At 64.4% G+C, this 22274-nt stretch carries 25 protein-coding genes; 11 read left to right on the top strand and 14 right to left on the bottom strand.

The window, feature by feature from the left end:
- Positions 1–38: 38 nt before the first annotated feature.
- From apaG to KP701_RS07150, 3 genes are all read left to right on the top strand, one after another.
- Positions 39–512, top strand: a complete 474-nt coding sequence (apaG, locus tag KP701_RS07160) for a Co2+/Mg2+ efflux protein ApaG (protein WP_215746526.1) — start codon at positions 39–41, stop codon at positions 510–512.
- An 84-nt stretch (positions 513–596) separates the two neighbouring features.
- Positions 597–1763 (top strand): bifunctional 2-C-methyl-D-erythritol 4-phosphate cytidylyltransferase/2-C-methyl-D-erythritol 2,4-cyclodiphosphate synthase, encoded by a 1167-nt coding sequence (locus KP701_RS07155; RefSeq protein ID WP_215746525.1) that lies wholly within the window; start codon positions 597–599, stop codon positions 1761–1763.
- Between the two features lie 34 nt (positions 1764–1797).
- Entirely contained in the window at positions 1798–2232 is a 435-nt protein-coding gene (locus tag KP701_RS07150; RefSeq protein ID WP_215746524.1) for a lysozyme inhibitor LprI family protein, read from the top strand.
- 81 nt (positions 2233–2313) lie between these two features.
- Here the strand turns inward: KP701_RS07150 and KP701_RS16480 are convergent, their stop codons facing one another.
- The 11 genes from KP701_RS16480 to aat all read right to left on the bottom strand — a co-directional run bounded on the left by KP701_RS16480 (position 2314) and on the right by aat (position 14999).
- On the bottom strand, positions 2314–2445 hold the full coding sequence (locus tag KP701_RS16480; protein ID WP_255314061.1) for a hypothetical protein: 132 nt from the start codon (positions 2443–2445) through the stop codon (positions 2314–2316).
- A gap of 154 nt (positions 2446–2599) precedes the next feature.
- Positions 2600–3295, bottom strand: a complete 696-nt coding sequence (locus KP701_RS07145; RefSeq protein WP_215746523.1) for an ATP12 family protein — start codon at positions 3293–3295, stop codon at positions 2600–2602.
- Positions 3292–5811 (bottom strand): AsmA family protein, encoded by a 2520-nt coding sequence (locus tag KP701_RS07140; RefSeq protein ID WP_215746522.1) that lies wholly within the window; start codon positions 5809–5811, stop codon positions 3292–3294. Before KP701_RS07140 ends, KP701_RS07145 begins: the two co-directional genes overlap by 4 nt.
- Complete coding sequence (locus KP701_RS07135; protein WP_215746521.1) at positions 5808–6815, bottom strand: RluA family pseudouridine synthase; 1008 nt, start codon at positions 6813–6815, stop codon at positions 5808–5810. Before KP701_RS07135 ends, KP701_RS07140 begins: the two co-directional genes overlap by 4 nt.
- On the bottom strand, positions 6812–8221 hold the full coding sequence (locus KP701_RS07130) for a replication-associated recombination protein A (RefSeq protein WP_215746520.1): 1410 nt from the start codon (positions 8219–8221) through the stop codon (positions 6812–6814). Before KP701_RS07130 ends, KP701_RS07135 begins: the two co-directional genes overlap by 4 nt.
- A gap of 126 nt (positions 8222–8347) precedes the next feature.
- Positions 8348–11614, bottom strand: coding sequence for a DUF3971 domain-containing protein (locus KP701_RS07125; protein WP_215746519.1), 3267 nt, complete (start codon positions 11612–11614; stop codon positions 8348–8350).
- 59 nt (positions 11615–11673) lie between these two features.
- Positions 11674–12180 (bottom strand): thioredoxin-dependent thiol peroxidase, encoded by a 507-nt coding sequence (bcp, locus tag KP701_RS07120; protein WP_215746518.1) that lies wholly within the window; start codon positions 12178–12180, stop codon positions 11674–11676.
- A gap of 63 nt (positions 12181–12243) precedes the next feature.
- On the bottom strand, positions 12244–12624 hold the full coding sequence (locus KP701_RS07115) for a hypothetical protein (RefSeq protein WP_215746517.1): 381 nt from the start codon (positions 12622–12624) through the stop codon (positions 12244–12246).
- A gap of 166 nt (positions 12625–12790) precedes the next feature.
- Entirely contained in the window at positions 12791–13411 is a 621-nt protein-coding gene (locus KP701_RS07110) for a hypothetical protein (RefSeq protein ID WP_215746516.1), read from the bottom strand.
- Positions 13408–14325 carry a DUF4412 domain-containing protein gene (locus KP701_RS07105; protein WP_215746515.1) on the bottom strand — a complete coding sequence of 306 codons (918 nt, stop codon included), beginning with the start codon at positions 14323–14325 and terminating at the stop codon, positions 13408–13410. The genes KP701_RS07110 and KP701_RS07105 overlap by 4 nt, the downstream gene beginning before the upstream one ends.
- Positions 14322–14999, bottom strand: a complete 678-nt coding sequence (gene aat / locus KP701_RS07100) for a leucyl/phenylalanyl-tRNA--protein transferase (protein WP_215746514.1) — start codon at positions 14997–14999, stop codon at positions 14322–14324. The genes KP701_RS07105 and aat overlap by 4 nt, the downstream gene beginning before the upstream one ends.
- 105 nt (positions 15000–15104) lie before the next feature.
- Here aat and KP701_RS07095 point away from each other — a divergent pair, with 105 nt between their 5' ends.
- Positions 15105–15308, top strand: coding sequence for a hypothetical protein (locus KP701_RS07095; protein ID WP_215746574.1), 204 nt, complete (start codon positions 15105–15107; stop codon positions 15306–15308).
- Here KP701_RS07095 and KP701_RS07090 read toward each other — a convergent pair.
- Positions 15295–15684 (bottom strand): MAPEG family protein, encoded by a 390-nt coding sequence (locus tag KP701_RS07090; protein WP_215746513.1) that lies wholly within the window; start codon positions 15682–15684, stop codon positions 15295–15297. The two genes, KP701_RS07095 and KP701_RS07090, sit on opposite strands and share 14 nt — an antisense overlap.
- 27 nt (positions 15685–15711) lie before the next feature.
- Positions 15712–16551, bottom strand: a complete 840-nt coding sequence (locus tag KP701_RS07085; protein ID WP_215746512.1) for an EcsC family protein — start codon at positions 16549–16551, stop codon at positions 15712–15714.
- A gap of 141 nt (positions 16552–16692) precedes the next feature.
- Between KP701_RS07085 and KP701_RS07080 the strand changes: the two genes are divergently transcribed.
- On the top strand, positions 16693–17226 hold the full coding sequence (locus tag KP701_RS07080; protein WP_041111960.1) for a hypothetical protein: 534 nt from the start codon (positions 16693–16695) through the stop codon (positions 17224–17226).
- 6 nt (positions 17227–17232) lie between these two features.
- On the opposite strand, the gene KP701_RS07075 is transcribed toward KP701_RS07080, so the two are convergent.
- Entirely contained in the window at positions 17233–17649 is a 417-nt protein-coding gene (locus KP701_RS07075) for an EVE domain-containing protein (protein ID WP_215746511.1), read from the bottom strand.
- A 174-nt stretch (positions 17650–17823) separates the two neighbouring features.
- Here KP701_RS07075 and KP701_RS07070 point away from each other — a divergent pair, with 174 nt between their 5' ends.
- The 6 genes from KP701_RS07070 to KP701_RS07045 are packed head-to-tail and all read left to right on the top strand — an operon-like array spanning position 17824 to position 22270.
- Positions 17824–18585, top strand: coding sequence for a heme ABC transporter permease (locus KP701_RS07070; RefSeq protein WP_215746510.1), 762 nt, complete (start codon positions 17824–17826; stop codon positions 18583–18585).
- On the top strand, positions 18582–18749 hold the full coding sequence (locus KP701_RS07065) for a hypothetical protein (protein WP_167315815.1): 168 nt from the start codon (positions 18582–18584) through the stop codon (positions 18747–18749). The genes KP701_RS07070 and KP701_RS07065 overlap by 4 nt, the downstream gene beginning before the upstream one ends.
- A complete protein-coding gene (gene ccmE / locus KP701_RS07060) occupies positions 18746–19249 on the top strand; it encodes a cytochrome c maturation protein CcmE (protein WP_215746509.1) in 504 nt (167 codons plus the stop codon). The genes KP701_RS07065 and ccmE overlap by 4 nt, the downstream gene beginning before the upstream one ends.
- Before the next feature lie 7 nt (positions 19250–19256).
- Complete coding sequence (locus KP701_RS07055; protein ID WP_194264256.1) at positions 19257–21236, top strand: heme lyase CcmF/NrfE family subunit; 1980 nt, start codon at positions 19257–19259, stop codon at positions 21234–21236.
- Positions 21237–21248: 12 nt separating this feature from the next.
- The gene (locus tag KP701_RS07050) at positions 21249–21803 is read left to right on the top strand and encodes a DsbE family thiol:disulfide interchange protein (RefSeq protein WP_011253172.1); all 555 of its coding nucleotides are present in this window, start codon (positions 21249–21251) and stop codon (positions 21801–21803) included.
- Positions 21800–22270, top strand: coding sequence for a cytochrome c-type biogenesis protein (locus tag KP701_RS07045; protein ID WP_215746508.1), 471 nt, complete (start codon positions 21800–21802; stop codon positions 22268–22270). Before KP701_RS07050 ends, KP701_RS07045 begins: the two co-directional genes overlap by 4 nt.
- Positions 22271–22274: the final 4 nt, after the last annotated feature.

The raw sequence follows: 22274 nt of genomic DNA, 5'->3' as shown, positions 1-22274 counted from the left end.
TTCCTGACAAATGCCCGGGATGGCTTTACAATGGCGTCATGCCTGACAAGTCATCCCACCCCCATCTTCATGCCGATCCCGAGACGGCACTCGCCGAAGCCATGGAAAGCGCTCCCCGCTTCAGCGAAACCACGGACGACGTGACGGTCACGGTCCGGACCTTCTGGCTGGACGACCAGTCCCATCCCGAAGAGCATCAATACGCCTGGGCCTATCACATCAGCATCGAGAACGAGCGGAAAGACACCTTCCAGCTCCTTTCGCGGAGCTGGGAAATCGTGGACGGACTTGGGCGCAAAGAACATGTCCATGGCGATGGCGTTGTCGGCGAACAGCCGGTGATCGCGCCTAACGAACAGTTCGATTACACGTCCGGCGCCATGCTCACGACGCCGACCGGCTTCATGCGCGGCACCTATCACATGGTCGAGCCACGTTCAGGCCACCGCTTTGACGTCAGCATCCCCGTTTTCAGCCTCGACAGCCCCCACGACAGCACACTGGTGCACTGACCGGTCGTGGGCGGGCCACACGGAGAGGCAGGAGAACAGTCACACAAGCTTGACGTTCCCGCCATCCCGGCCCATTCCTCCCCCATGCGTATCGCTGCCCTCCTTCTTGCCGCCGGTCGTGGCCGGCGCTTTGACGCCTCCTCGCAGAGCGAGGAAAATTCTTCCAAGCAGTTCCGGATGCTGCGGGGCAAACCCGTCATCCGCAGAGCCGCCGAAGCCCTCCTGCCACATGTGGACGTGCTCCTGCCGGTCGGGGATGATCCCCTGCTGGCCGACAGCCTCAAGGGACTGGATATTTTGCCTCCCGTCAGCGGCGGCGCAGAACGCCACGACAGCGTGCGCAACGGCCTTGAGGCTTTGGCGAAACTGCCCGAGCCACCCGATCTGGTGCTGGTTCATGATGGTGCCCGCCCCTGCGTCCCGGCAGAAGTGGTGCAGAACGTCATCAACGCCCTGAAAACCCATGAAGGCGTGATCCCGGCCGTCGCCGTCATCGACACGATCAAGAAGGCTGCCGACGGCATCATCGTCGATACCGTCCCGCGGGACGGGCTGTGGCGCGCCCAGACCCCGCAGGGTTTCCGCTTCGGCACCCTGCTCGAACTTCACCGCACCCTTCGTGACGCACGCACCGATGATGCCGCCCTGCTCGAACAGGCTGGCCATCCGGTCGCGATCGTCGAAGGGTCGGAAAACAATATCAAACTGACTGTTGCGGAGGACCTGATGCGTCTTGAAGGTGTGATTGACCGGAACCTGCTGCCCCGCGTCGGACTGGGCTATGACGTCCATGCCTTCGAGGAAGGCCGCAAGCTGATCCTGTGCGGCATTGAGGTGCCCCATACGAAGGGCCTCGCCGGACATTCCGACGCCGATGTCGGCATCCACACGCTGTGCGACGCCATCTACGGCGCGCTGGCCGAAGGCGATATCGGCCGCCATTTCCCGCCGTCCGACAACGAATGGAAGGATATGGATTCGGCCCGCTTTCTGGTCCATGCCGGTGAGCGCATCCGCGAGCGCGGCGGCTTTCTCGTGAATGCCGACGTCACGCTGATCTGTGAACGCCCCAAGATCGGCCCGCACGCCGAAGCCATGCGCAACCGCCTGGCTGATCTTCTCAAGGTCAGCGTCAGCCGCATCTCGGTCAAGGCCACGACTTCCGAACGTCTGGGCTTCACGGGCCGTGAAGAAGGGATTGCCGCCACCGCCACGGTGAGCATTATGGTTCCCGATACCGGAGAAGCCTGACCTTCATTTCACCGTCCGTACACGGAGCACTGCCATGAGGATCCGCCACCTGCCCGTCTGTTGCGTCACGGCCCTGCTGCTGGCCCAGCCGGCACTGGCGGCCCCGGTCTGCCCAGGCAGGACGACGCCAGAAATCCAGTCCTGCTTCAGTTCCCGTCTGGCTCAGGCCGAGGCGCAACTGAAGCGATACACGGAAGCAGCGCTCCGGCGGATGCAGGGGCCGGGCATCGCGTCACGGACACAGGCGGATTTCCGCAAAGGCGAATCCGCTTGGTGGGCTTTCCGTCAGGCAGAATGCAAGGCCGTGTCGGGCCGCTGGTCAGACAGCACGATCAGAACATCCATGGAACTGTCCTGTCGGCTGAAGCTCACCGAAGAGCGGACCTACGAACTCTGGCAGAACTGGCTGACCTTTCCGGATCGGACAACCCCGATCCTTCCCGAACCCGCACTCAGCCCCCGGAACTGAACATTCCAGCTTTGAAGACACAAAAAAAGCCCGGCACTCCCAAAAGGGGCCGGGCTTTTTTGTGTCTGATGGTGCCGAGGCTCAGCCGTGAATGGCGCAGACCACCACGATCAGCGGCGTCGCAGCCAGAAAAAGCCATGCCCCGATGGAACAGGTCTTCACAACACGGGTACCCATGTGGCGCAGCAGGGGCCTACGAACGGATACGGACATATCTTCCTCGAATCTCACAGTGTTCGACAGATCCGGAGATAGCGCCCGATCCCTGCCCGGGGCGAGTCACCAATCATCTCGTTCTGTCTCATGGCTGGAGCTTCAATGATCCCCGAATATGGCAAGATCATGCCCCATTCAGGGCATTTTCCTCTCAGATCGAAACCTGCCGCCCGAGCGTCAGGAACATGCCCGCATCGAGAATGTCCTTCTCGCGGTTCTCCATCGTGCGGACGAGTTCATCATCCTGCCCCCAGGTCGCAAGCTGGGATTTTTCATCATTATTGGCCCAGAGCACCGCATCCACGAGGCTGACAGCACCACCCACGACCGCCAGTGACAGAAGCAGGCTGCCCGTCGCCTGCGTCAGAACGCCCAGAACCGCGAGCTCCAGATCACCCTGGGGCGCCAGAAGCTGCCCCAGAGCCTCCAGATAGCCCTCGGGCTGCACAACCGGCATGAGACCATCAGTTACATTCGGGTGGAGCCCGTAACCCGAAAGCCACGCGAAAACCTGCGCCGCAACAGGCTCGATCCCCTCTGCGCAGTAGCACAGTCCGTCGTCCACTCCGAGTCCGAGCAGCATGTCACGCGCGACCTGCGAATCGGGCGCAATCCGCTCGATCATCGTCCCGGCCATCCGCGTCAAAGGCAGGGAATCCGGCGTGAAAGCCGCGCCTTCCGCAATCTGCCCCCACTCACCCGCAATGGCCTCAGCCAGCGCAGACGAACGCACAGCCAGAACATGACCCTGCGGCAGACGGATCGGCCGTCCATCCAGACGTGGCTGGAACAGCCCGTTCTCCGATACGACCGAAACCGCTTTCCAGAAACGCTTATGCCCGCTCAATGCAGAACTCCCAGAGCCCGCAGGATATCCCCGGCCTTCGAATGATGGGCCTTGATCGCCGCAGGGGCCGGACCAGCCTGCCCTTCCCGCGCCGCAGCCAGCGGTGCCGTGCAGGGATCGGCTGTATTGCTGTCCCCGCCAATCGTCACATGGAAATTGCCACCCGCGTCACGATCCTGCTCGACATGCGGCGCGCCCAGCGTGCCCGTCAGAACCACGGGTGTGGACGCGCCCGCCCCTTCAAAATCCACCACTGGCAGAAGACGAAGATCCAGCGCCTGCGTCCCAAGCCCGACAGTCCCGCTGCCCGACGTCGAGAACCGCCCGGACTGAAGCCCTAGCGTGTCGATATGGGCGACGTCGTTCGCAATGCTCATGTGCAGCCCCAGACAGCGGAGCGAACGCCCCCCTTTCCCGAGCACGACACTGGCCGCCGACCCTGCCATCTGCCCCAGAAGCTCGCTCTGCACCTGGCCATCCACCATGGAGATGCCCAGATGCCCGTCCAGCGACTGCCGCAGCTCCTGCGAACTGTTGCCCTTCGCCGAAAGCTGCCCCACGACCTGCACCGGCCCCTGAAGCAGAAGCGGCATCCCAAGCTGCGTCTCCAGCAGACCGGCCGGCAGCATCAGCGGCTGGAACGTCACACTGCCCGTCACCGGAAGCGCACTGGCATCCAGTTCCGCCATTCCCGAAAGTGGCAGTCCCTGGGCCTGACCGGAAATCGGATCCAGACGCAGATGGCCACCAGAAAGCGTCAGGCGCGTCGCCAGATCTGTATAATCCCGCCCCGCAAACACGACATGATCCGCCGTCAGATGCAGGTTCACATCCTGCGCCCGCAACCGCTTCACCCAGGACGGCGTCGGGTCCGCAGGGGCCGACTCAGCCGAAGGATGATCGCTCACAGCCGGGACCGGACCCTCATTCTGCGGCGCCACAGGCTGCGGCACGGCAACACCCGGAACAGCGGGCGCCACAACCGGAGCAGCCGGTTGCGCAGACTGGAGCCACAGCCCCTTGAGCACATCCAGATCCATTTTCGCGGCATGCAGGTTTCCGCTCGCGACCGGCGGAACGTCATGCCCCAGAACCAGCTTGAGAGCGCCGTCCACGGAGAGTTCCTTACTGCCGAAGGTCAGTCCATCGAGCGACAGGTTCTCGCGGTCCTGCGCGTCCAGCGTGCCATGCACACTGACATCATGCAGTACCGCTCCCGGCAGATGGAGCGTCTTGCCACTCCCTTCCGCTACGAGATGTCCATTTTCCGCTCCAATCGTTCCCGAAAGAGCGAAGCGCGCATTGTCCGGCGCAGTGACGGCCGGCGCACCGGAGAGGAGCGTCGTCTGGCTCCGCAGCTCCACCGTCAGCGGAACAGCGGTCTTCAACCCGTCGCGCCAGGCCGCAAGCGCCTGCTGCATCGTCCCTGCCCCGGCTTCGACATGCCAGGCCGTATCCCGCCACTGCGTATCCGCCGTGGCGGTCAGCGCCGCATCCGGCCCGGCGGAGTCGACATGCAGGTTCCGCAACACGCCCTGCCGCAGTGCGACATAACCGGCATGCAGATGCACGCGCGTCGGCGTCATCCCGGCCAGAACCTGATGCAGCAGCGCGTCCCCATCCAGATCCGTCAGCGGACCGGGACTGCCCTGAACCGCAACATCCCCGCCAAGGGCCGGGACATTCGGAAGATTGGCATGCGGGAACAGACGGTGCGCGTCCTGAAGATTGGGCCATTCGCCCTGTGCCGTCAGAACCACGTTCTCCATCCGGGACGGATTGCCGATCCGCCCGTCCAGATTAAGCCAGTCGCGCTTTTCGCCATCGCCCAGCGTCGTCCCGATGCTAAACGCCCAGGGCTGCGTCCCCCGGATCTGCGACAGATTGCCGACATGCCCCTTGAGCGTGAACGGCGTGCCCGCATGATGCCCCTGAAGGCTGATCCAAGGGCTGGAACTGCGCAGCCCTGCCAGATCCAGCGTATCCAGACCGAACGAACCGCTCGTGCGGGTCAGACGGTCATTCCAGAGCACGGAAGCCTGTGCGACATGTAGCCCGTCCAGAGACAGATCCCAGTGCGCCTGAATCCGCTGCCCGCTCTGACCATGCACCGGGAGAGACGCATCCTCGTTCTCACGATCCGGCGTCATGGACCAGTTGGCCTGCCCGTCCAGACCGCGAACGAGACTGACCGTCGCGCCCTCAACCACGAAGTCCTGAAACCGGACCTCACGATGCAGCAGGGCAAAGACGGCAATACCCGCATGAATCGTATGAGCCTTGAGAACCGGCGTCTGACCATCGCGCGTCAGCACGACGTCGGACGCCTCGAACGCCGGCCAGGGCAGAAGCTGCACCGACGAATGACGGACCTGCATCGTAAGCCCCGTCTGGTGCTTCAGCGCCACCGCCACACGCTCGCGCAGCGCATCCTGATCGATCAGAACATGCGTGGCCACACTCACACCCACAATGGCAACGATGACGGCAATCAGAGCGCCGGTCAGCTTCTTCATTTCGCAGGCCCCCGGCCCTTGCTGCTGTTCCCGCCCCGGACACGCTTGGGCGCGGGCGTCTCACCCGGCACGAATCCCAGCGTGCGGAATGTTTCGCGCATATGCGGCGGCAGAGGTGCCGTCACGATCAGACGCCCCCCGGCCGGATGCGGAATATCGAGCTGGCGCGCATGCAGATGCAGCCGGTCGATGAACCCTTCCGGATGCGCGGCCTTCCCGCCATAGCGCGGATCACCAACGATCGGTGTTCCAATGGATTCGGTATGCACGCGCAGCTGATGCGTCCGCCCGGTCAGCGGAGACAGCTTCAGCCAGCTCAGCTTCTTGCCGGCCGCATCGAGCGTTTCATATTCCGTCTTGGCCGAAGCCGCGTCTTCCTCATCGCGTGACGCCGCAATCACCAGAGCCGCACCACCCGCACCGATCTTCGCCAGCGGCTGGTCGATAATGCCGGATTCCGGCGAGGGCCGCCCGACGACCACGGCCCAGTACGTCTTCTCCACATCGCGCCCACGGAACGCCGCCGCAAGTTTCGCCGCCACACCCGGCGTGCGGGCAATCAGCAGGATGCCGGACGTATCACGGTCAATACGGTGGACCAGACGCGGCCGGTCCCCGCCTTCAGGGCGCAGACCGTCGAGCATCATGTCCACATGTTTGGTAATGCCCGGTCCACCCTGCGTCGCAAGGCCCGATGGCTTGTCGAGAACCAGCAGATGCTCGTCCTCATAGATCACCATCTTTTTGATCTCACGCGCCAGCATCGGATCCGGTGGCGGCAGAGGTGCGGGCTTGTCCACATCCGGAAGCGGCGGGATACGGACGCTCTGGCCGGGGATCAGGCGCGTATTGGTCTGAACACGCCCTCCCTCCACGCGGATCTGTCCCTTGCGGCACAGTTTCTGGAGCGCGCCCTGCGTCAGATTGGGGTAGTGACGTCTGAACCAGCGGTCGAGGCGAATATCGGCCTCATCCTCGGTCACGATGCGGTTGGTAACTGTCATGGTTCGCGGGATGCCCTCTTGGCGGCCCGCATGTCCAGAAGTTTTCTGATACGCCCCTCATGTCCGCGGTCCGTGGGATGATAAAGGGACGCTCTGGGCATCCCGTCCGGAAAGTAGTTCTGACCCGAAAACGCGTCTTCGCTGTCGTGGTCGTATTCATAGCCCTTGCCGTACCCGATATCCTTCATCAGGTTCGTCGGCGCGTTCAGGATATGCGACGGCGGCATAAGGCTTCCGGTATCGCGCGCCAGGGCACGGGCCGCCTTATAGGCCGTGTAAACCGCATTGGATTTCGGCGCGGTCGCCAGATGCACCACGACCTGCGCCAGCGCCAGCTCCCCTTCCGGAGATCCCAGCCGTTCATAGGTCTGCCACCCCGCCACCGCCATCGGCAGCGCGGAAGGATCGGCCTGCCCCACATCCTCGGCCGCAAACCGCGTCAGGCGCCGGGCGATGTAGCGCGGGTCCTCCCCGCCCTCCAGCATCCGCGCAAACCAGTACAGAGCCGCATCCGGATCACTGCCCCGCAGCGATTTGTGCAACGCAGAAATGAGATTGTAGTGCTCTTCCCGATCCCGGTCATACAGGATGGCCCGGCGCGACAGGATCGCCGCCAGATCGCGCGGCGTCAGAACTTTCGACGGATCAAGCGCCACAAGCTGCTCGACCATGTTCAGCAGATACCGCCCGTCTCCGTCCGCCATGGCCCGCAGACTGGCCCGCGCTTCCGGATCAAGTGGGAGAGGACGCCCGACTTCCTCTTCCGCATGCAGCAGCAGGCTCTCAAGGCTCGCATCATCCAGCCGGTTGAGCACCAGAACCTGACATCGCGAGAGCAGCGCCGCATTCAGCGCAAAAGACGGATTCTCCGTGGTCGCGCCCACCAGAACCACCGTCCCGCGCTCCACATAAGGCAGAAACCCATCCTGCTGGGCCCGGTTGAAGCGATGGATCTCGTCAACGAACAGCAGCGTCCCCTTGCCGGTCGCCGCCTGTTTCTGATCCGCTTCCTCAAACGCCCGCCGCAGATCCGCCACCCCGGAAAACACAGCCGAAATCTGGGAATAAAACAGTCCAGCACGCCCTGCGAGAAGCCGCGCGATCGTCGTCTTGCCACATCCCGGACCGCCCCACAGAATCAGGCTGGACAGCGTACCCCGTTCCAGCATCCGCGTGAGCGTGCCCTCAGGCCCAAGCAGATGATCCTGCCCCCGCACATCCTCCAGCCGCTTCGGCCGCAGACGGTCCGCCAGAGGCTGGGTGCGTGACGGCGGCCGACGCTGAACCTGCGGCGCCTCGATGGGGCGTTGCGGCCGCATCTTCTCCGGCGCACGGGACGGCCCACGGGCTGCGGCATGTCCCGGAGCACGGTTCGCTTCCGGAGCACCGCCGAAAAGATCTGTCATGTCGGTCACTGGCGTCTCCCGCTCCCCGAAGCCCCGTCAGAAGGCCTGCTCCCCGGATATGGGAAGCCCGACCGCTCAGGAAAATCCCCGGCCTCACGTTACCGGAGCATAACCCCGGCCGCCGACTTAATGAAGGATGCGCCGCATCACGCCCGGCAGCAGCATCGACAGCGGATTGATCGACAGATCCGGCTTCTCGACCGTCCCATGCAGATCGAACGTCGCCGCCAGCAGCCCGCCCCCCTTCTCGGGAGACAGCAGATGCCCCAGCACCGGCAGCCGCCCCGGAAGCGCATTGAGCCCGAACAGCGGGACGATCGTCCCGTTCAGATTCAGCGTGGATGTCGTCAGGTCAATCGGCCCTTCCATCGTGGCCCCCAGCGCCTGATTGCCGATCACGCCGTCATGCAGCACCAGCAGGTTCCCTGCCAGGCTCAGGCGCGTGGCCAGATGGCTGATCTCGAAGCGGTCCAGATGATTGGTCAGCCAGTGCAGCGGAGACAGGTCCGATACCGCCGTCAGCGTCAGAGGCGGCCGCAGAAACTGCGATGGCCCCATTTCCACATGCCCGCGGAAAGGCGGCAGCCCGCCCCACAGCCCGGCCGATTTCGTATTCCGACCTTCCGGCACCTTCCGCACTGTCGTCTCGTCGGGCGTAAACACCCCGTCCAGATGCGTCTGCCCACCCCGGATACGGTCATACAACCCCAGGCCCTCAAGCAGCGTCCCCAGATTGTCGATATCCAGCACAAACGGATGCTCGCGCCCCGTATCGGCCAGAACCGCCCGGACCCGCGTCGGCGCATCGAGCGCAAACCGCCCTGATGTCAGATGCCCGTTCCGCAGTTCGATCTGCGAGACGACACCACCTACCTGTGCCTTCGGCCCGTAATAAACATGCGGCGCATTCAGGCTGATGGACCAGTTGTCTCCCATGGAGGCACCCTTCGCCCCCGAGCTGCCCTGCGATGCAGGCGCCGCCGCTGTCGGCGGATGGGGCGCGAACATCGGCGCCAGATCCAGCGGATCCGCATCGACCGTCACGCCGATCGGCTGATCCACGGCCTGCGGCAGGGCAATGCGCGCATCGCCCTCCGTCCGGCCGATCCTGAAGCCCTCAAGCACGATCCCCGTCAGCTTGCCTGCCCGGGTCACGCCGCGCCCCGCTACGGAAAGCCCGGTCCCATGCGCCTGCAATCCATCCAGAACCGACATCCGCCCTTTCTGGAACCCGATATGCACCATGGCCGTCGCAGGCTCACCCATCGGCTTGGCCCAGATCGGCACTGTCAGCGCCGCCTGCGCCATGTCCAGCGACAGCTTCAGATCGGACATCTCATTGGCCTGCTGCACGAAATGTGCATTCAGAACCGCATGCCCGTCAAACAGCCCCCCCGGCGCAATCCGGGCCTTCGCGGTGGACTGCGGGTCCAGAACCGACCGCGCATCAATCGTCTGCAACACCCGCGACGGCGCCCCGCCCTGAAAGTTCTCATGCAGCACGACATGCGTGGGAATCCCCGCAAGCCGTCCGTCCCCCGTCAGGTCCAGCCCATCCTCGGTCGCGGACATCTTCCCCGACGCCCCGTCCACCGGCTGCCCCATCAGCACATTGCCCAGATGCACGCCGGAGAACGTGGCCTGTGTCCAGACATGAAGCGCCCCGTCCGGAATGTGCGCGACAAGCGGCAGCGTCAGACGCACATGCGCGTCCACCATCCCTTCCGGATGCGTGAACGGCAGCGGATGCCGCGCCAGAAGATGCAGCCGCGGGTGCGCCAGCGCGGACATGAACCCCGCAAGAGGCCCCGTCAGATGCGTGGAAATATCGCCGGTCTGATCCTTGGCATACAGATCGCCAATCCGGATCTCCCCGTCGGGAAGAAGCACGTTCTCCTTCACGCCCGTGGGCTGAACACCCCGGCTCAGATCAATCACGAGCGTCTCCGGCCCGTCGAAATGCAGGGATGCATCCAGGCCCGTCGCTGGCGGAACCGGCCGCAGCCAGTTCACCGTCAGCCCGCGCCCCGTCAACTGCCCCTGAACCGAGACCGGCAGGATGCTGTCCGGCCCGTGCTCGCCATGCAGATGGGCCCTGACCTCAAGATCCCGTCCCGTGCCGTCGGTGATGTTCCGGGAAATCCAGCGCCGCCCGCCCTTGATGATGCTCGCCGGCCAGATGGAACCCAGCGTCGCAAAGCGCACCCCGTCCAGCCCGGCTTCCGCGTCCCCATCCATCACCCGTGGCTGGCGCAGACTATCCAGTCTCAGACTGGCCGAGGCATGCACATGCGTCAGCGCACCCGCGTTATCCGCCACATCCAGCCCGGCAGACGGCACCGAAACCGTGGCTCCCCCGTCCAGACCCGGGCGATCCATCCGCAGATGCACGCTCGCCTGTCCGGCATGAAGATGAATCGGCTCGACCGTTTTCTGGAAAACCTGCCCATCGCCCAGCGTCAGGTTCAGCGTCAGCTCCGACGGCTGCTCATCCATGCCATGCGGCACAAAAACCGCATCAGCGCCGACCGACACCGGAACATGCCAGTCCGCCGCCAGCGGGCTGAAAACACCAAGCTCCGCAGGCTCGAACGGCGTGCTGTCCAGATGCAGCCTGCCCGTATTCCCGACCTGTCTGGCCTGCGCGGTCAGGGTCGTACGCAACCCGTCGAGCATGACCATCGTCCGGGCCGTTCCCGTCCAGACGAAATCCGGCGAATGCGGCGCCTCCCGGATGCGGCGCGCCTGCATCTCGACCGGCCCGATCACGGCGGTCCGGTCCTGCGGCAGTCCGGCAAGGGTGATGGAAACATTGTGGACATCAATGGCCCGCAGCCGGTCCAGCCGCGTCGGCACACCCCGACCGCCGCGCTTCTGGTTTGGCAGATCCATGTCCACATCGCCATCAGGCAGACGGCGCAGGGCCAGCGTAGCGTTCTCAAGCCGCAGGGTCCGCGGCGCGATCACACCCTCGAACAGGGCGCTCAGCGACAGGACGGCATCGGCCTCGTCGGCACGTTCAGCGATCAGATTATCGAAGCGGGTGACCTTCAGCCCCCGCGCCATCAGCACAAGCCCGGCGGGAACGCCGCCCGCGGCCGGCTGCCACTGGATGCGCAGCGTATCCCAGCTCAGACGGCCGGCCGGATGTCCGGGACGCTTGCCCGCCGCGATGGAGACAGGCTCCACGAGATGCGAGACGCGCGTGATGTCCACCGGACCATGCGCCAGCTCCCACAGGAAGACACTTCCCGCAGCGGCAAAAAGCGCAATCGGCGTGACACAGGCCAGCGCCGCCCAGCGTGCGATATGCAGATGCCGGGGGAAATGCGGCCCCGGGCAGAAAGGATGGAAACGCCTGCGGGGAGGGCGCGGGAAGTCGGGGACGGCCATAGACGGTCATCGGCGCGTTTCCGGCCTGTCTCCCTCGTAAAAGTTTGTGGGGAAAGCCCTCAGGCTCCCGAAGAGAGATCCCGGAACGCTTCAGCCACCAGAGCCGCATGGGCCGCAGGCTTCACCTTGCGCCACACGTTCCGGATGATGCCCTGCCCGTCCACCAGGAAGGAGCTGCGCTCCATTCCCATATAGGTCCGGCCATACATGGATTTCTCAACCCATGTTCCATAAGCCTCGGCGACGGCATGATCCTCATCCGAGGCCAGCGGAAACTGGAGCCCGTATTTGGTGGCGAATTTTTCAATTTTCGCCACCGGATCGGGACTGACGCCAATGATGGTCAGGCCATCGGCCTCAAACTTCGGCAGGACTTCCTGAAGACCACAGGCCTGCGTGGTGCAGCCCGGTGTATCGGCCTTCGGATAGAAATAGAGCAGATAGGGCTTCCCCTTCAGCTCCGCACTGCTGACCGTGCGTCCACCCGAGGCGGAAAGCGTGAAATCCGGCGCCCGGTCACCCGGCTGAAGGTCCGTTTTGGAGGAAGAAGCTGTCATGACGGGCATGATTGCCTCACCCTTCCGGTCCGATCAAGGCAAAGTGGACACAAAGCGTTCAGTTTGCCGAGATCAGTAACCCCGATACATCCCCGGATAGGCCGGACCCGGCGGCGGTCCGTAAACAACCTGCGGCTGCGGGGCATAAACGACTGCCGGCGGAGCGTAAACAACCTGCGGCGGAGGCGGCGGCGGAGGTGCATAAGGCTGCGCCAGAAGCGCGCCACCCACGGCACCCAGAGCCAAACCGCCAAGGATCCCGCCCACAATAGCGCCAGAGTGATCGCGGTAACCCCCGTGCCAGCCGCCACGCGGGCCGCCATAACCGGGACCAGGACCGCGACCGCCACCATGCCAGTGAGCCTGGGCCTGCGGCACCAGAACATTCGGGACAATGGCAGAACCGATCAGCAGGGGAGCGGCCATAAAAACTGCACGTGTGATGCGACGCATGGCATCTTTCTCCTCGAAACACGTGGACCGGAAATCCCCGGATGAAAGGGGTCTTTTCCGTCCATGAGAAAGATCATGCCCGCTGAAAATGGCAGCAAGAGGCGCCAATCATGGCAGGAGGCGGACAAATTGTAACAGCGCCCTGCCCGCCTCAGACCCCACGACCTCAGTGCGCGGGATCGACGCGGTGATAGCCCGGCGGCGGGTCAAAAATCTCGACGGGCTGCGGGGCATGGCTGACGGAAACTGCTTCCACGACCGGCTTTCCATCATGGACCGCCCCGAGCATCAGACCGTCATCCGTGTAACAGAATGTGGTCGGATGACGGTCGCTGTCCGCACTTTCCCAGATCGTGCAGGCTTCCCCCGCGATCCTGCCCTGCCCCAGCCTGCGCCATGATCCGGATGCCGGTGTCCCGGGCGCGGACAAGCCCTCCCCCGGCGCGGACATGACAGTCGCCGTGCGGTTCGTGCCATCCAGCACCATCAGCGTATGCGTGCGGTAATCCGTCAGCATGATCGTAGCAGAGCCCTCCGGCTCAACCCGCTGCCGCCACAGCGCGGACGTCCAGCGCATGCGCTGGTGCAGGCGCTGCCCGGAGGGGCCGGTCAGGACGTAATCGATATCGGCGTCATGCAGGGGCGTCACCAGCGGGGCCGAACCCGGCTCAGGCGCAGGTGCCGGAACCGGAGCAGACGGCACATCTGCCCTCGCCGGAAAAGCGCATACCGCCGCCATCAGAACACAGGCCGCGCCACCTGCGGCGTGCCAGAACGTCAGCCTCATTTGTGATTTCCATCAGCAGGACCGCTGGGCGGCTGATCCGGAGCAGACACCGAGCCATCCCCCGAAGAATCATTGGAAACGGAAGGCTGGGTCGTATCAGGCTGGGAAGACTGCCCCGGCAAGGGCGCGTCAGGACCAGGCGTTGTCGTCGCCGGGGCCGGACTGTCCTGGCTGCCAATCACGGGACTATCGGAATCGGACGTCTCGGGAGACGCTGCCTCAGGCATTGTCGTCTTCATGTCGCTGCCTGAAGTTTCCGGCACGGGAGACGGCGTCGCACTTCCCGCCTGGCTCTGATGGGCCGGCCGGGCCTTCGGCTCGAGAACATGGAATCCCGCCGGCGGCTCGAACGTCGAGGACGGAATATCCTGATAGGATACCGAAAGGGCTTTGATCGATCCTTCCACCCCATCCGCATCCACGCCATTCTCAGCCAGAATGACACCGTCCTCCGTCACGCAGGCGCTGGCCTTGCCATGGCTGCTCTGGATATCCCAGCGCTCACAGGCCACGCCCGCCACGGTTTCATGCCCTGCCGGTGTGTACTGCATGTCCAGATCGAGCATGAACGGATTATGCAGACCATGGGTGGGATGCAGGCGCGTATAGACCTGCTGCTTCATCATCACGAGCGTCACCTGCTGCGCCGGCCGGTCGAGAATCGTCACACCATTGCCGTCCTGCGAATCAATCCGCAGCAGATCGCCCGCACCCGAGAACGCCACCTTGACGGTATTAGGCCCAGCTTTGGGCGGCGCGGATGGCGTGGTGAGTTCGTAGACAACCGTGACGTCGCGCGTCGGCGTCAGGCGGGGATGATCCTCCGCACGGGCCGGCGTCACCAGACACAGCCCGACGGCCAGCAGCCCGAATGGCGCGGCAGACATGAGGGCGGGGCGCGTGAAAACAGTCATGGCGGATCTCCGGCAGGCGCGCACCCGGCAGGCACACGCAGGGACGCAATGGATTCCCGCAGGGCCTGAAGGCTGAAATCGTCAGGCCAGACCGCGTGCACGGTCAGCGCCTGATGAAGCAGGGACTGATAATCCGCCGCCGGAATCCCGATACCGCCAAGCCGCGTCAGATGAGGCGTGGTGTATTGCGTATCCAGCAGCGTGAACCGCCCCTTGCGCAACCCTGCGACAAGATGAACCAGAGCCACCTTAGAAGCATCACGTTCGCGCGAAAACATGCTCTCGCCGAAAAAACCCCCGCGCAGCGACACGCCATACAGGCCGCCCACCAGCTTTTCGCCGTCCCAGACCTCGATGGAATGGGCGTTTCCCTGCCGGTGCAGGGCACCGTAAAGAGCGCGGATGCGCCCGCTGATCCAGGTCGTCTCCCGCCCTGGCGCAGGCTCCGCGCAGGCCAGCATGACCGCATCGAAAGCCCGGTCGGCCGTCACCGTCATTTTGCCGGACATCACCAGCCGCATGAGCTTCCTTGGAACATGCATCCCGTTCAGCGGCATAATCCCGCGCTCTTCAGGCAGGTACCATGAGAGTTCCGTGCTCCCGGCATCGGGCGCCATGGGAAAGATCCCCGAGGCATAGGCCCGCAGCAGAAGATCCGGCGTTATGTCGTCCATGAGGGTACAGTCTTTGCTCGTGTCATGATCCGGGGCGTCACGGGAAAACATGGCCGTGCCGACAACGGGCATGGTAAGGGTGACCCATCGTCAGGGAGACCGCCAGTGCCGCTTGCCTTCGTCTATGCCATCATTCTCGTCATTCTCGGCGCGCTGCGTCTTGCAATCCCCGAAGCCCACGGCCTGCTGATGACTCTGGCCAAAATCAGCGCGGTCTGCCTGGTCATCTCCGCACTCGTGGATCTGTGGATGATGCGCAAAGGCGTCGAACCCCCGTCCATGACCGAGGCATCCTTCACAGCAGACTGATCAGCACCAGAATCAGACCGGCCATCGACACACCCCAGATCAGACTGCGCACCGGCCCCCAGCCAAACGCGTAAGCCGGCACGTAAAGCGTCCGTGCCAGAAAATAGATCCCGGCTCCCCAGCCCGTCAGGGGGCTGTAACGGCCCGAGACCCAGGCCAGCAGGACCGCCCCGATGAAGATCGGTAGCGTTTCCGCCAGATTGGCCTGCGCCCGCTTCAGCCGCGCCGCCATCCCCGTGTAATGGGGCGGCTCACCGTCGCGGTTGCTGCTCGCCCATTGCAGACCGTCCTGCTGACGGCAGGCGGCGGCGGTGAGGAAAAGCTGGACGACCGCCAGCACCAGTGTCCATCCAAGCCAGACAAGACCGATCGGCATGGGCTTTTCCCCGGAAGTCCCTGAAAGTCAGGAAAATGTTTCAGATGTGCCCGCCCCACCTGCACGCAGGTCGGCAGCCGCTTCCTTAACGGCCAGTCCATGCGTGCGTTCCAGACGGCGGATCGTGAAATGTGCCCTGGCTAGAGCACGGTAATGCGCGAGGAACGCCGCATTGAGCGATGCGCCACACAGCGCACCCGCCACCGGCACCATCTGCAACGCGAATTTGCGCGACAGACCGATCCCGTAATGCGAGGCCACTTCGGCCATCAGCATCACGATCGGCCGTCCGCGCAGCAGCGCGCGCGCCGAGAAGAACCCGAGTTCGCTCTCGTCATCGCTCTGACGCGCCGGAAAACTGCGCAGGGCAAAGACTTCCAGACAGGCGCGGCGCGTGTCTTCGTTACGCAGGTCTTCGCCTTCCTCGCGGGCAATGCGCGCGATCTCGCGCATGATGGTCAGCGTCGTGAAGCCCACATCCGGCGCCAGACCGAAGATCCCGCCGAAACCACCCAGCGCGCCCGAAACGGCCACGGCGGCCTGCCCCACATTCTCACGCCAGGGTTCACGGACGGCGGGAGCCTCGTTGTCGATCCCCAGTATGGCGACTTTGAACGCCCGTTCGATGGCGATCTCAGCCGCGTTGTGGAACTTCTCCTGCACCGCCGGCGCCAGGCCGAGTCCCTGCATACCGAGTCGCGTAGCCTGTCCGACCGCACCCCCCATCAGGTCTGCAAGACGCACGAGAACCCCGCGGCCCTGTTCCACCTTTTCGAGAACCGACTGAAGCTGGGCAAGGGAATCCCCGTCCAGCGCCATCGAGGCGAATTCGCTGGTTGGAAGCTGCGTGTCATTCACTGCGGTCATGACGATCAAAACTCCTGTTCGTAAGACCCGAAACCGTTTACCGGATAGCAGGTTTCATATCCTAACATGGCGCCATCATGGGGATATCGGCTCTGTGACGCTACCCGGGACGCCCCCGGCGGGGTGAGGAGAATTACAACAATGACCGTATTATCGCGCTGGTTCCTGTCTGCTCCGCTGGCAGCCAGCCTCCTCATCCCGGCCGGTTTTTCGGCCCATGCCGCCTCCAGCTCTTCTTCCTCGGGTCACACCCGTCACCGCGCCGCACACGGCACGGCAAATCTTCCGCAGATGGGCCCAACAGCCGGCCAGATCGTCGGCGCACCCGCCAAGCCCCTGACTCCGGCCCAGCAGTCCGCCCTGCCCGATGAAGGCGCCCCCGCCCCGCCGCACGGTTATACGGAAGTGGAAGACTCGGAAGCCGCCCTCGCCAGCTACAGCGACCGCGTCCGCACGCATCTGCCGGTCGGGATGCCCGGCACGAACGCCCAGCAGAAGACCAACGGCACCAACAACCTGCCGTCCCATTTCTCACTGTTCGGCATGCCGGTGAAGTTCAACGCCCCGGTGCAGTCCCCCTATGAGGACGAAGACTCCCCCACGAGCTACGCCGGACACCCGGTCAACGGCCAGACGAACATTCTCGTGAACGGCGACTCCTCCGCCATTCACTGATCCTCCTCAGGGGCGCGTCCAACCCCCGATCTGCGTCAGGTGGCGGAACTCCGGCTTCGTCACCGGCGCCACGGACAGTCTGGACTGTTTCAGCAGCGCCATATTCGCCAGGGCAGGATCAGCCTTGATGTCGGCCAGGCTCACGGGATGGGCAAATGCCCCCATCGCCTTCACATCCACACAGACCCAGCGCGGGTCCTCCGCCGTCGGGTCCGGATAGGCTTCCCGCACCACTTCAACCACGCCGACAATGCGTTTTTCGCTGACGGAGTGGTAAAAAAGCGCCAGATCGCCGTTTTTCATGGCCGAGAGGTTGTTGCGCGCCTGATAGTTGCGCACCCCCGTCCACGGCTCGACGCCATGATCGACCTGCTGTGCCCACGAGAACGCCTCGGGTTCCGATTTCACCAGCCAGAAAGCCACATTTCACTCCCGCCCCAAGGGCATTTACAGAGGCATTTACCGCTCAATTCCGTGAAACGTGATAACAGTGATCGGAACAATGGGACAACGCGCCTCTTCCGAATATGATTGCTTCGGACTATTTCAAAGGGGAACCAATCGCCGAGTTGCCAATCTGCCGAGGTCCGTGTCCCAGTGCGCCCTACCCCCAACCTGCTCCATCGCTATGCCAATCCGGGGCAGTTCCTGCGTCTGGCGCATGCGCTCCTGCCCTGGCTGAGCAGTGGCGCCATCCTTTTCCTAGTCGTCGGCGTCATCTGGGGCCTGTTCATCGCCCCGGCCGACTGGCAGCAGGGTGACACCGTGCGCATCATGTATGTGCATGTCCCGATGGCCTGGCTGGCCTCGTCCTGCTACCTCGGCCTTGCAGTCTGCGGCGTGCTCTCGCTGGTCTGGCGCCATCCGCTGGCGGATCTTGCCGCCATCGAGATCGGCCCCGTTGGCGCCTGCGCCGCCGCGTTGTGCCTGATCACCGGCTCGCTCTGGGGTGAGCCGATGTGGGGCACATGGTGGGTGTGGGATGCCCGCCTGACCTCGATGCTGGTGCTGTTCTTCCTGTATCTGGGCCATATCGCCCTGATCCGCGCCTTCGATGAACCGGCCCGAGGCCAGCGCGCCGCCGCGATCCTCGCTCTGGCCGGCGTGATCGACCTGCCGATCATCAAGTTCAGCGTCCAGTGGTGGAACACCCTGCACCAGCCCGACAGCATTACCCTGACCGGCGCGCCCACCATGTCCATGATGATGCTCTGGCCGCTGCTGATCACCACGATCGGCTTCACGCTTGGCGTTGCGGCCGTCATCTTCACCCGGCTCAGCGCCGCCATCCATGAAAGCCGCGCGCGCCAGCTTCTGGCCCGTTCGCGCCTCGACCGCAGGGACAGTCAAGCCGCATGATGCACCTCCCGAACCACTGGCCCTATATCGCAGCATCCTATGCCCTGACGCTGGGCTGCTCGCTCGTCCTCGGTGTCGGTGCAGCCCTGCGCCTTCGGAAATCCAAGGCCCGTCTGGCCGCCGTTGAGGGCCATGCCCGCCGTCGTGAAAGGTCAGCATCATGACCCGCAAGACCCGTCGCCTCTGGATCGTCATCGCCTGTCTGGCCTGTGTCGGCTCCGCCGCCGCCCTGACGCTGCGGGCGTTCTCGTCCAACATCGTGTTCTTCATGGCGCCCTCGCAGGTGAAGGCCAACCCGCCTTCGCCAGACCGCACCATCCGCCTCGGCGGCATGGTCATGGCCGGCAGCCTGCACCGCATCAATGAGAACGGCACCCCCGTGAACGCCTTTCAGGTGACGGATGGACAGGCCGCGGTCGAGGTCCATTACACCGGCATCCTTCCCGACCTGTTCCGCGAAGGACAGAGCGTCGTCGCCCTCGGCATCGTCCAGAAGGACGGCGGCTTCACGGCCAGCGAAGTCCTCGCCAAGCATGACGAGACCTACATGCCCAAGGAAGTCGCGGACGAACTCAAGCGCACCGGCAAATGGGACCCGCGCTTCGGCAAGGCTCCGGACGCGTCGAGCTGGGACACCATGACCGCAAAGAAAGCAGGGGGCTGACCGCCTGATGTTCGGACCTGAACAGGGCCATTTCGCCCTGGCCCTCGCCTGCGTGCTCGCCCTCGTGCAGTTCGCCGTCCCGCTCTGGGGCGCAAACCGCCGCGATGCCCGTCTCGTGGGGCTCGCGCCCTATCTCGCGGTCTCGCAGCTTATCGCGCTGGGCTATTCGTTCCTGTGCCTTATCATGTGCGCCGTCAGCGACGATTTCTCGGTCCAGAACGTCGCGGCGAACTCCGCCGTCTCCAAGCCGCTCCTGTATAAAATCACGGGCGTTTGGGGAAACCACGAAGGTTCGGTCCTGCTCTGGACGCTGATCCTCGCTGTCTGTGGCGGTGCGGTCTCGCTGTTCGGCCGCAACCTGCCGGACATCCTGCGCGGACGCGTTCTGGCCATTCTCGGCGGTGTTTCCGCCGGGTTCCAGATGTTCTGCCTCCTGACCTCCGATCCGTTCGACCGTGTTTTCCCTGCACCGATGGACGGTCAGGGCATGAACCCGCTCCTTCAGGACCCGGGCCTCGCCTTCCATCCGCCCATTCTCTACACCGGCTATGTCGGTTTCGCCGTCCCCTTCGCCTTCGCCGTCGCCGCCCTGATCGAAGGCCGCGTTGACGCCGCATGGGGCCGCTGGGTCCGCCCCTGGGCCGTGGCGGCCTGGTGCTTCCTGACCTGCGGTATCGCGCTGGGCTCCTGGTGGTCCTATTACGTGCTGGGCTGGGGCGGTTACTGGTTCTGGGATCCAGTGGAAAACGCCTCCCTCATTCCCTGGCTGACGGGCACGGCGCTCGTGCATTCCGCAATCGTTGTGGAAAAGCGCGAAGGCCTGAAAATCTGGACGGTCCTGCTGGCCATCGCGACCTTCTCGTTCTCGCTGTCCGGCACCTTTCTTGTCCGCTCCGGCATCCTGAACTCTGTCCACGCCTTCGCCAACGATCCCGCCCGTGGCGTGTTCATCCTGGCCCTGCTCGCCATCGTCATCGGCGGCTCGCTCGCTTTGTTCGCATGGCGCGCGCCCTCCCTGACCTCGACCGGCCTGTTCTCGCCGATCTCGCGTGAAGGCTCACTGGTGCTGAACAACATCCTGCTGTGCTCGATCTGCGCTGTTGTCGTGACGGGCACGATGTACCCGCCCTTCATGCAGCTTCTGGCCGGACGCACCATTTCCGTCGGCAAACCGTTCTTCGACGCCGCCACGATCCCGCTGACCCTGCCGCTCCTGCTGGCCATGGGCGTCGGGACCGCCCTGCCGTGGAAACGCGCGCAGCTCGCCCGGACCTTCTCGCATCTCTATGCTGCCGCCGGCATTGCCGCGATTGGTCTGGTCCTGTGCTTCTGGAAGCTCTCCGGTGTCCTGCCCATCGCCTGCGGCGCGCTTGCCATCTGGGTCATCGCGGCATCCGCTTCCGACGTCCTGCGCCGGATCGGCATTGGCCATACCTCGGCACAGGGTGTGTGGGAGCGCATGAAACACCTGCCGCGTTCAAGCTGGGGTGCCGCCCTCGCCCATATCGGCGCAGGCATCACCGTGCTCGGCCTGTGCGGCATGTCGCAGGCGCAGCACGCCATCGTCGAAGTCCATATTGGCGAAACCCGCTCGCTGGCTGGCGACGACTGGACGCTGCTTGACGTACACGACTATATCGGCCCGAACTACAAGGCCATGCAGGCCGACATCGCCATCCGTCACAACGGCAAGCTCGTGACAATCCTGCACCCCGAAAAGCGCGACTTCACGACGCAGAGCCAGACCACGACCGAAGTCGCCATCCACACCAATTTCATCACCGATCTGTACGGCGTGGTCGGTGACCGGCACGGCACGGGCAAGGACACGACCTATGTCCTGCGCCTGCACCGCAACCCGCTCGCACCCTGGATGTGGCTGGGCGGACTGGTGATGGCCATCGGCGGCGCGTTCTCGCTGTCTGACCGCCGCATGCGGATCGGCGCTCCCAAGCGCGCCGCCGCCCGTAACATGGCCCGTGCCTGAGGAGAGACGGACATGAACGCAACACGACGCGGCATCCTCACGGCCGTTCCCATCATCGGCGCGGGCGTCCTCGGCGTCGGCTTCTGGCGGATGCTGAGCGACATGCGCAGCGGCGCCTTCGACCCGCGCGCCATCAAGAACCCCAATGTCGGCAAGCCCATCCCGAGCTTCGCCATGCCGGGACTCCCCGGCCTCGGCGACGGCTTCACGGATGCGGAACTCAGGGCCCAGCACCGCCCGGTTCTGGTCAATTTCTTTGCTTCATGGTGCATCCCCTGCGTGGCGGAAATGCCCGGCCTGCGTGCCATTTCGCGCAACATGCCGATCTGGGGCATCGCCTATGAGGACAAGCCCGAGAACGCCGCCGGCTTTGTCCAGCGTGACGGCTCCCCCTATGCCCGCGTCGCCTCCGACCGTCATGGCCGCGTCGCCATCGACTGGGGCGTGACCGGCGTGCCCGAGAGCTTTCTGGTGGCACCCGGCGGCCGGATCATCTGGCATGGCAGCGCCGCCCTCGATCCCCAGATCTACGAGGCGGAAATCCGCCCGAGGCTGGCCGGACTATGAAGGCGTCCAGACGCTTCCCGGCCCTGCTGCTCGCCGCTGGTCTGATCGGCGGCGGCGTGGCCCTCGCCGTGGACGACCCTGCCGAAATGCTGCCCAACCCGGCGCAGGAAAAGCGGGCCGAAGCCATCGGCGCCCATCTGCGCTGCCTCGTCTGTCAGAACGAGAGCATCGAGGACAGCAGCGCCCCCCTCGCCCGCGATCTGCGTAAGGTCGTGCGCGAGCAGGTCTCGGCCGGAAAATCCGATCAGCAGATCATGGACTGGATGACCGAACGCTACGGCGAATTCATCCGTCTGGCCCCACAGTTTTCATGGTCCACCGCCCTGCTCTGGCTGATGCCGGCGCTCGCACTGGTGGCCGGACTCGTCATTGCATGGCGTACGACCAAACGCCGCACCGTCGTCACGCCTGCGCCGCTCACGGATGACGAGCGCGCGCGTCTGGATGCCCTTTCGGGCCGGGAGTAGACTT

Source organism: Gluconobacter sp. P1C6_b, assembly GCF_018811945.1.
Taxonomy (GTDB): Bacteria; Pseudomonadota; Alphaproteobacteria; order Acetobacterales; family Acetobacteraceae; genus Gluconobacter.
This window is presented reverse-complemented; position numbering and strand designations above follow the sequence as displayed.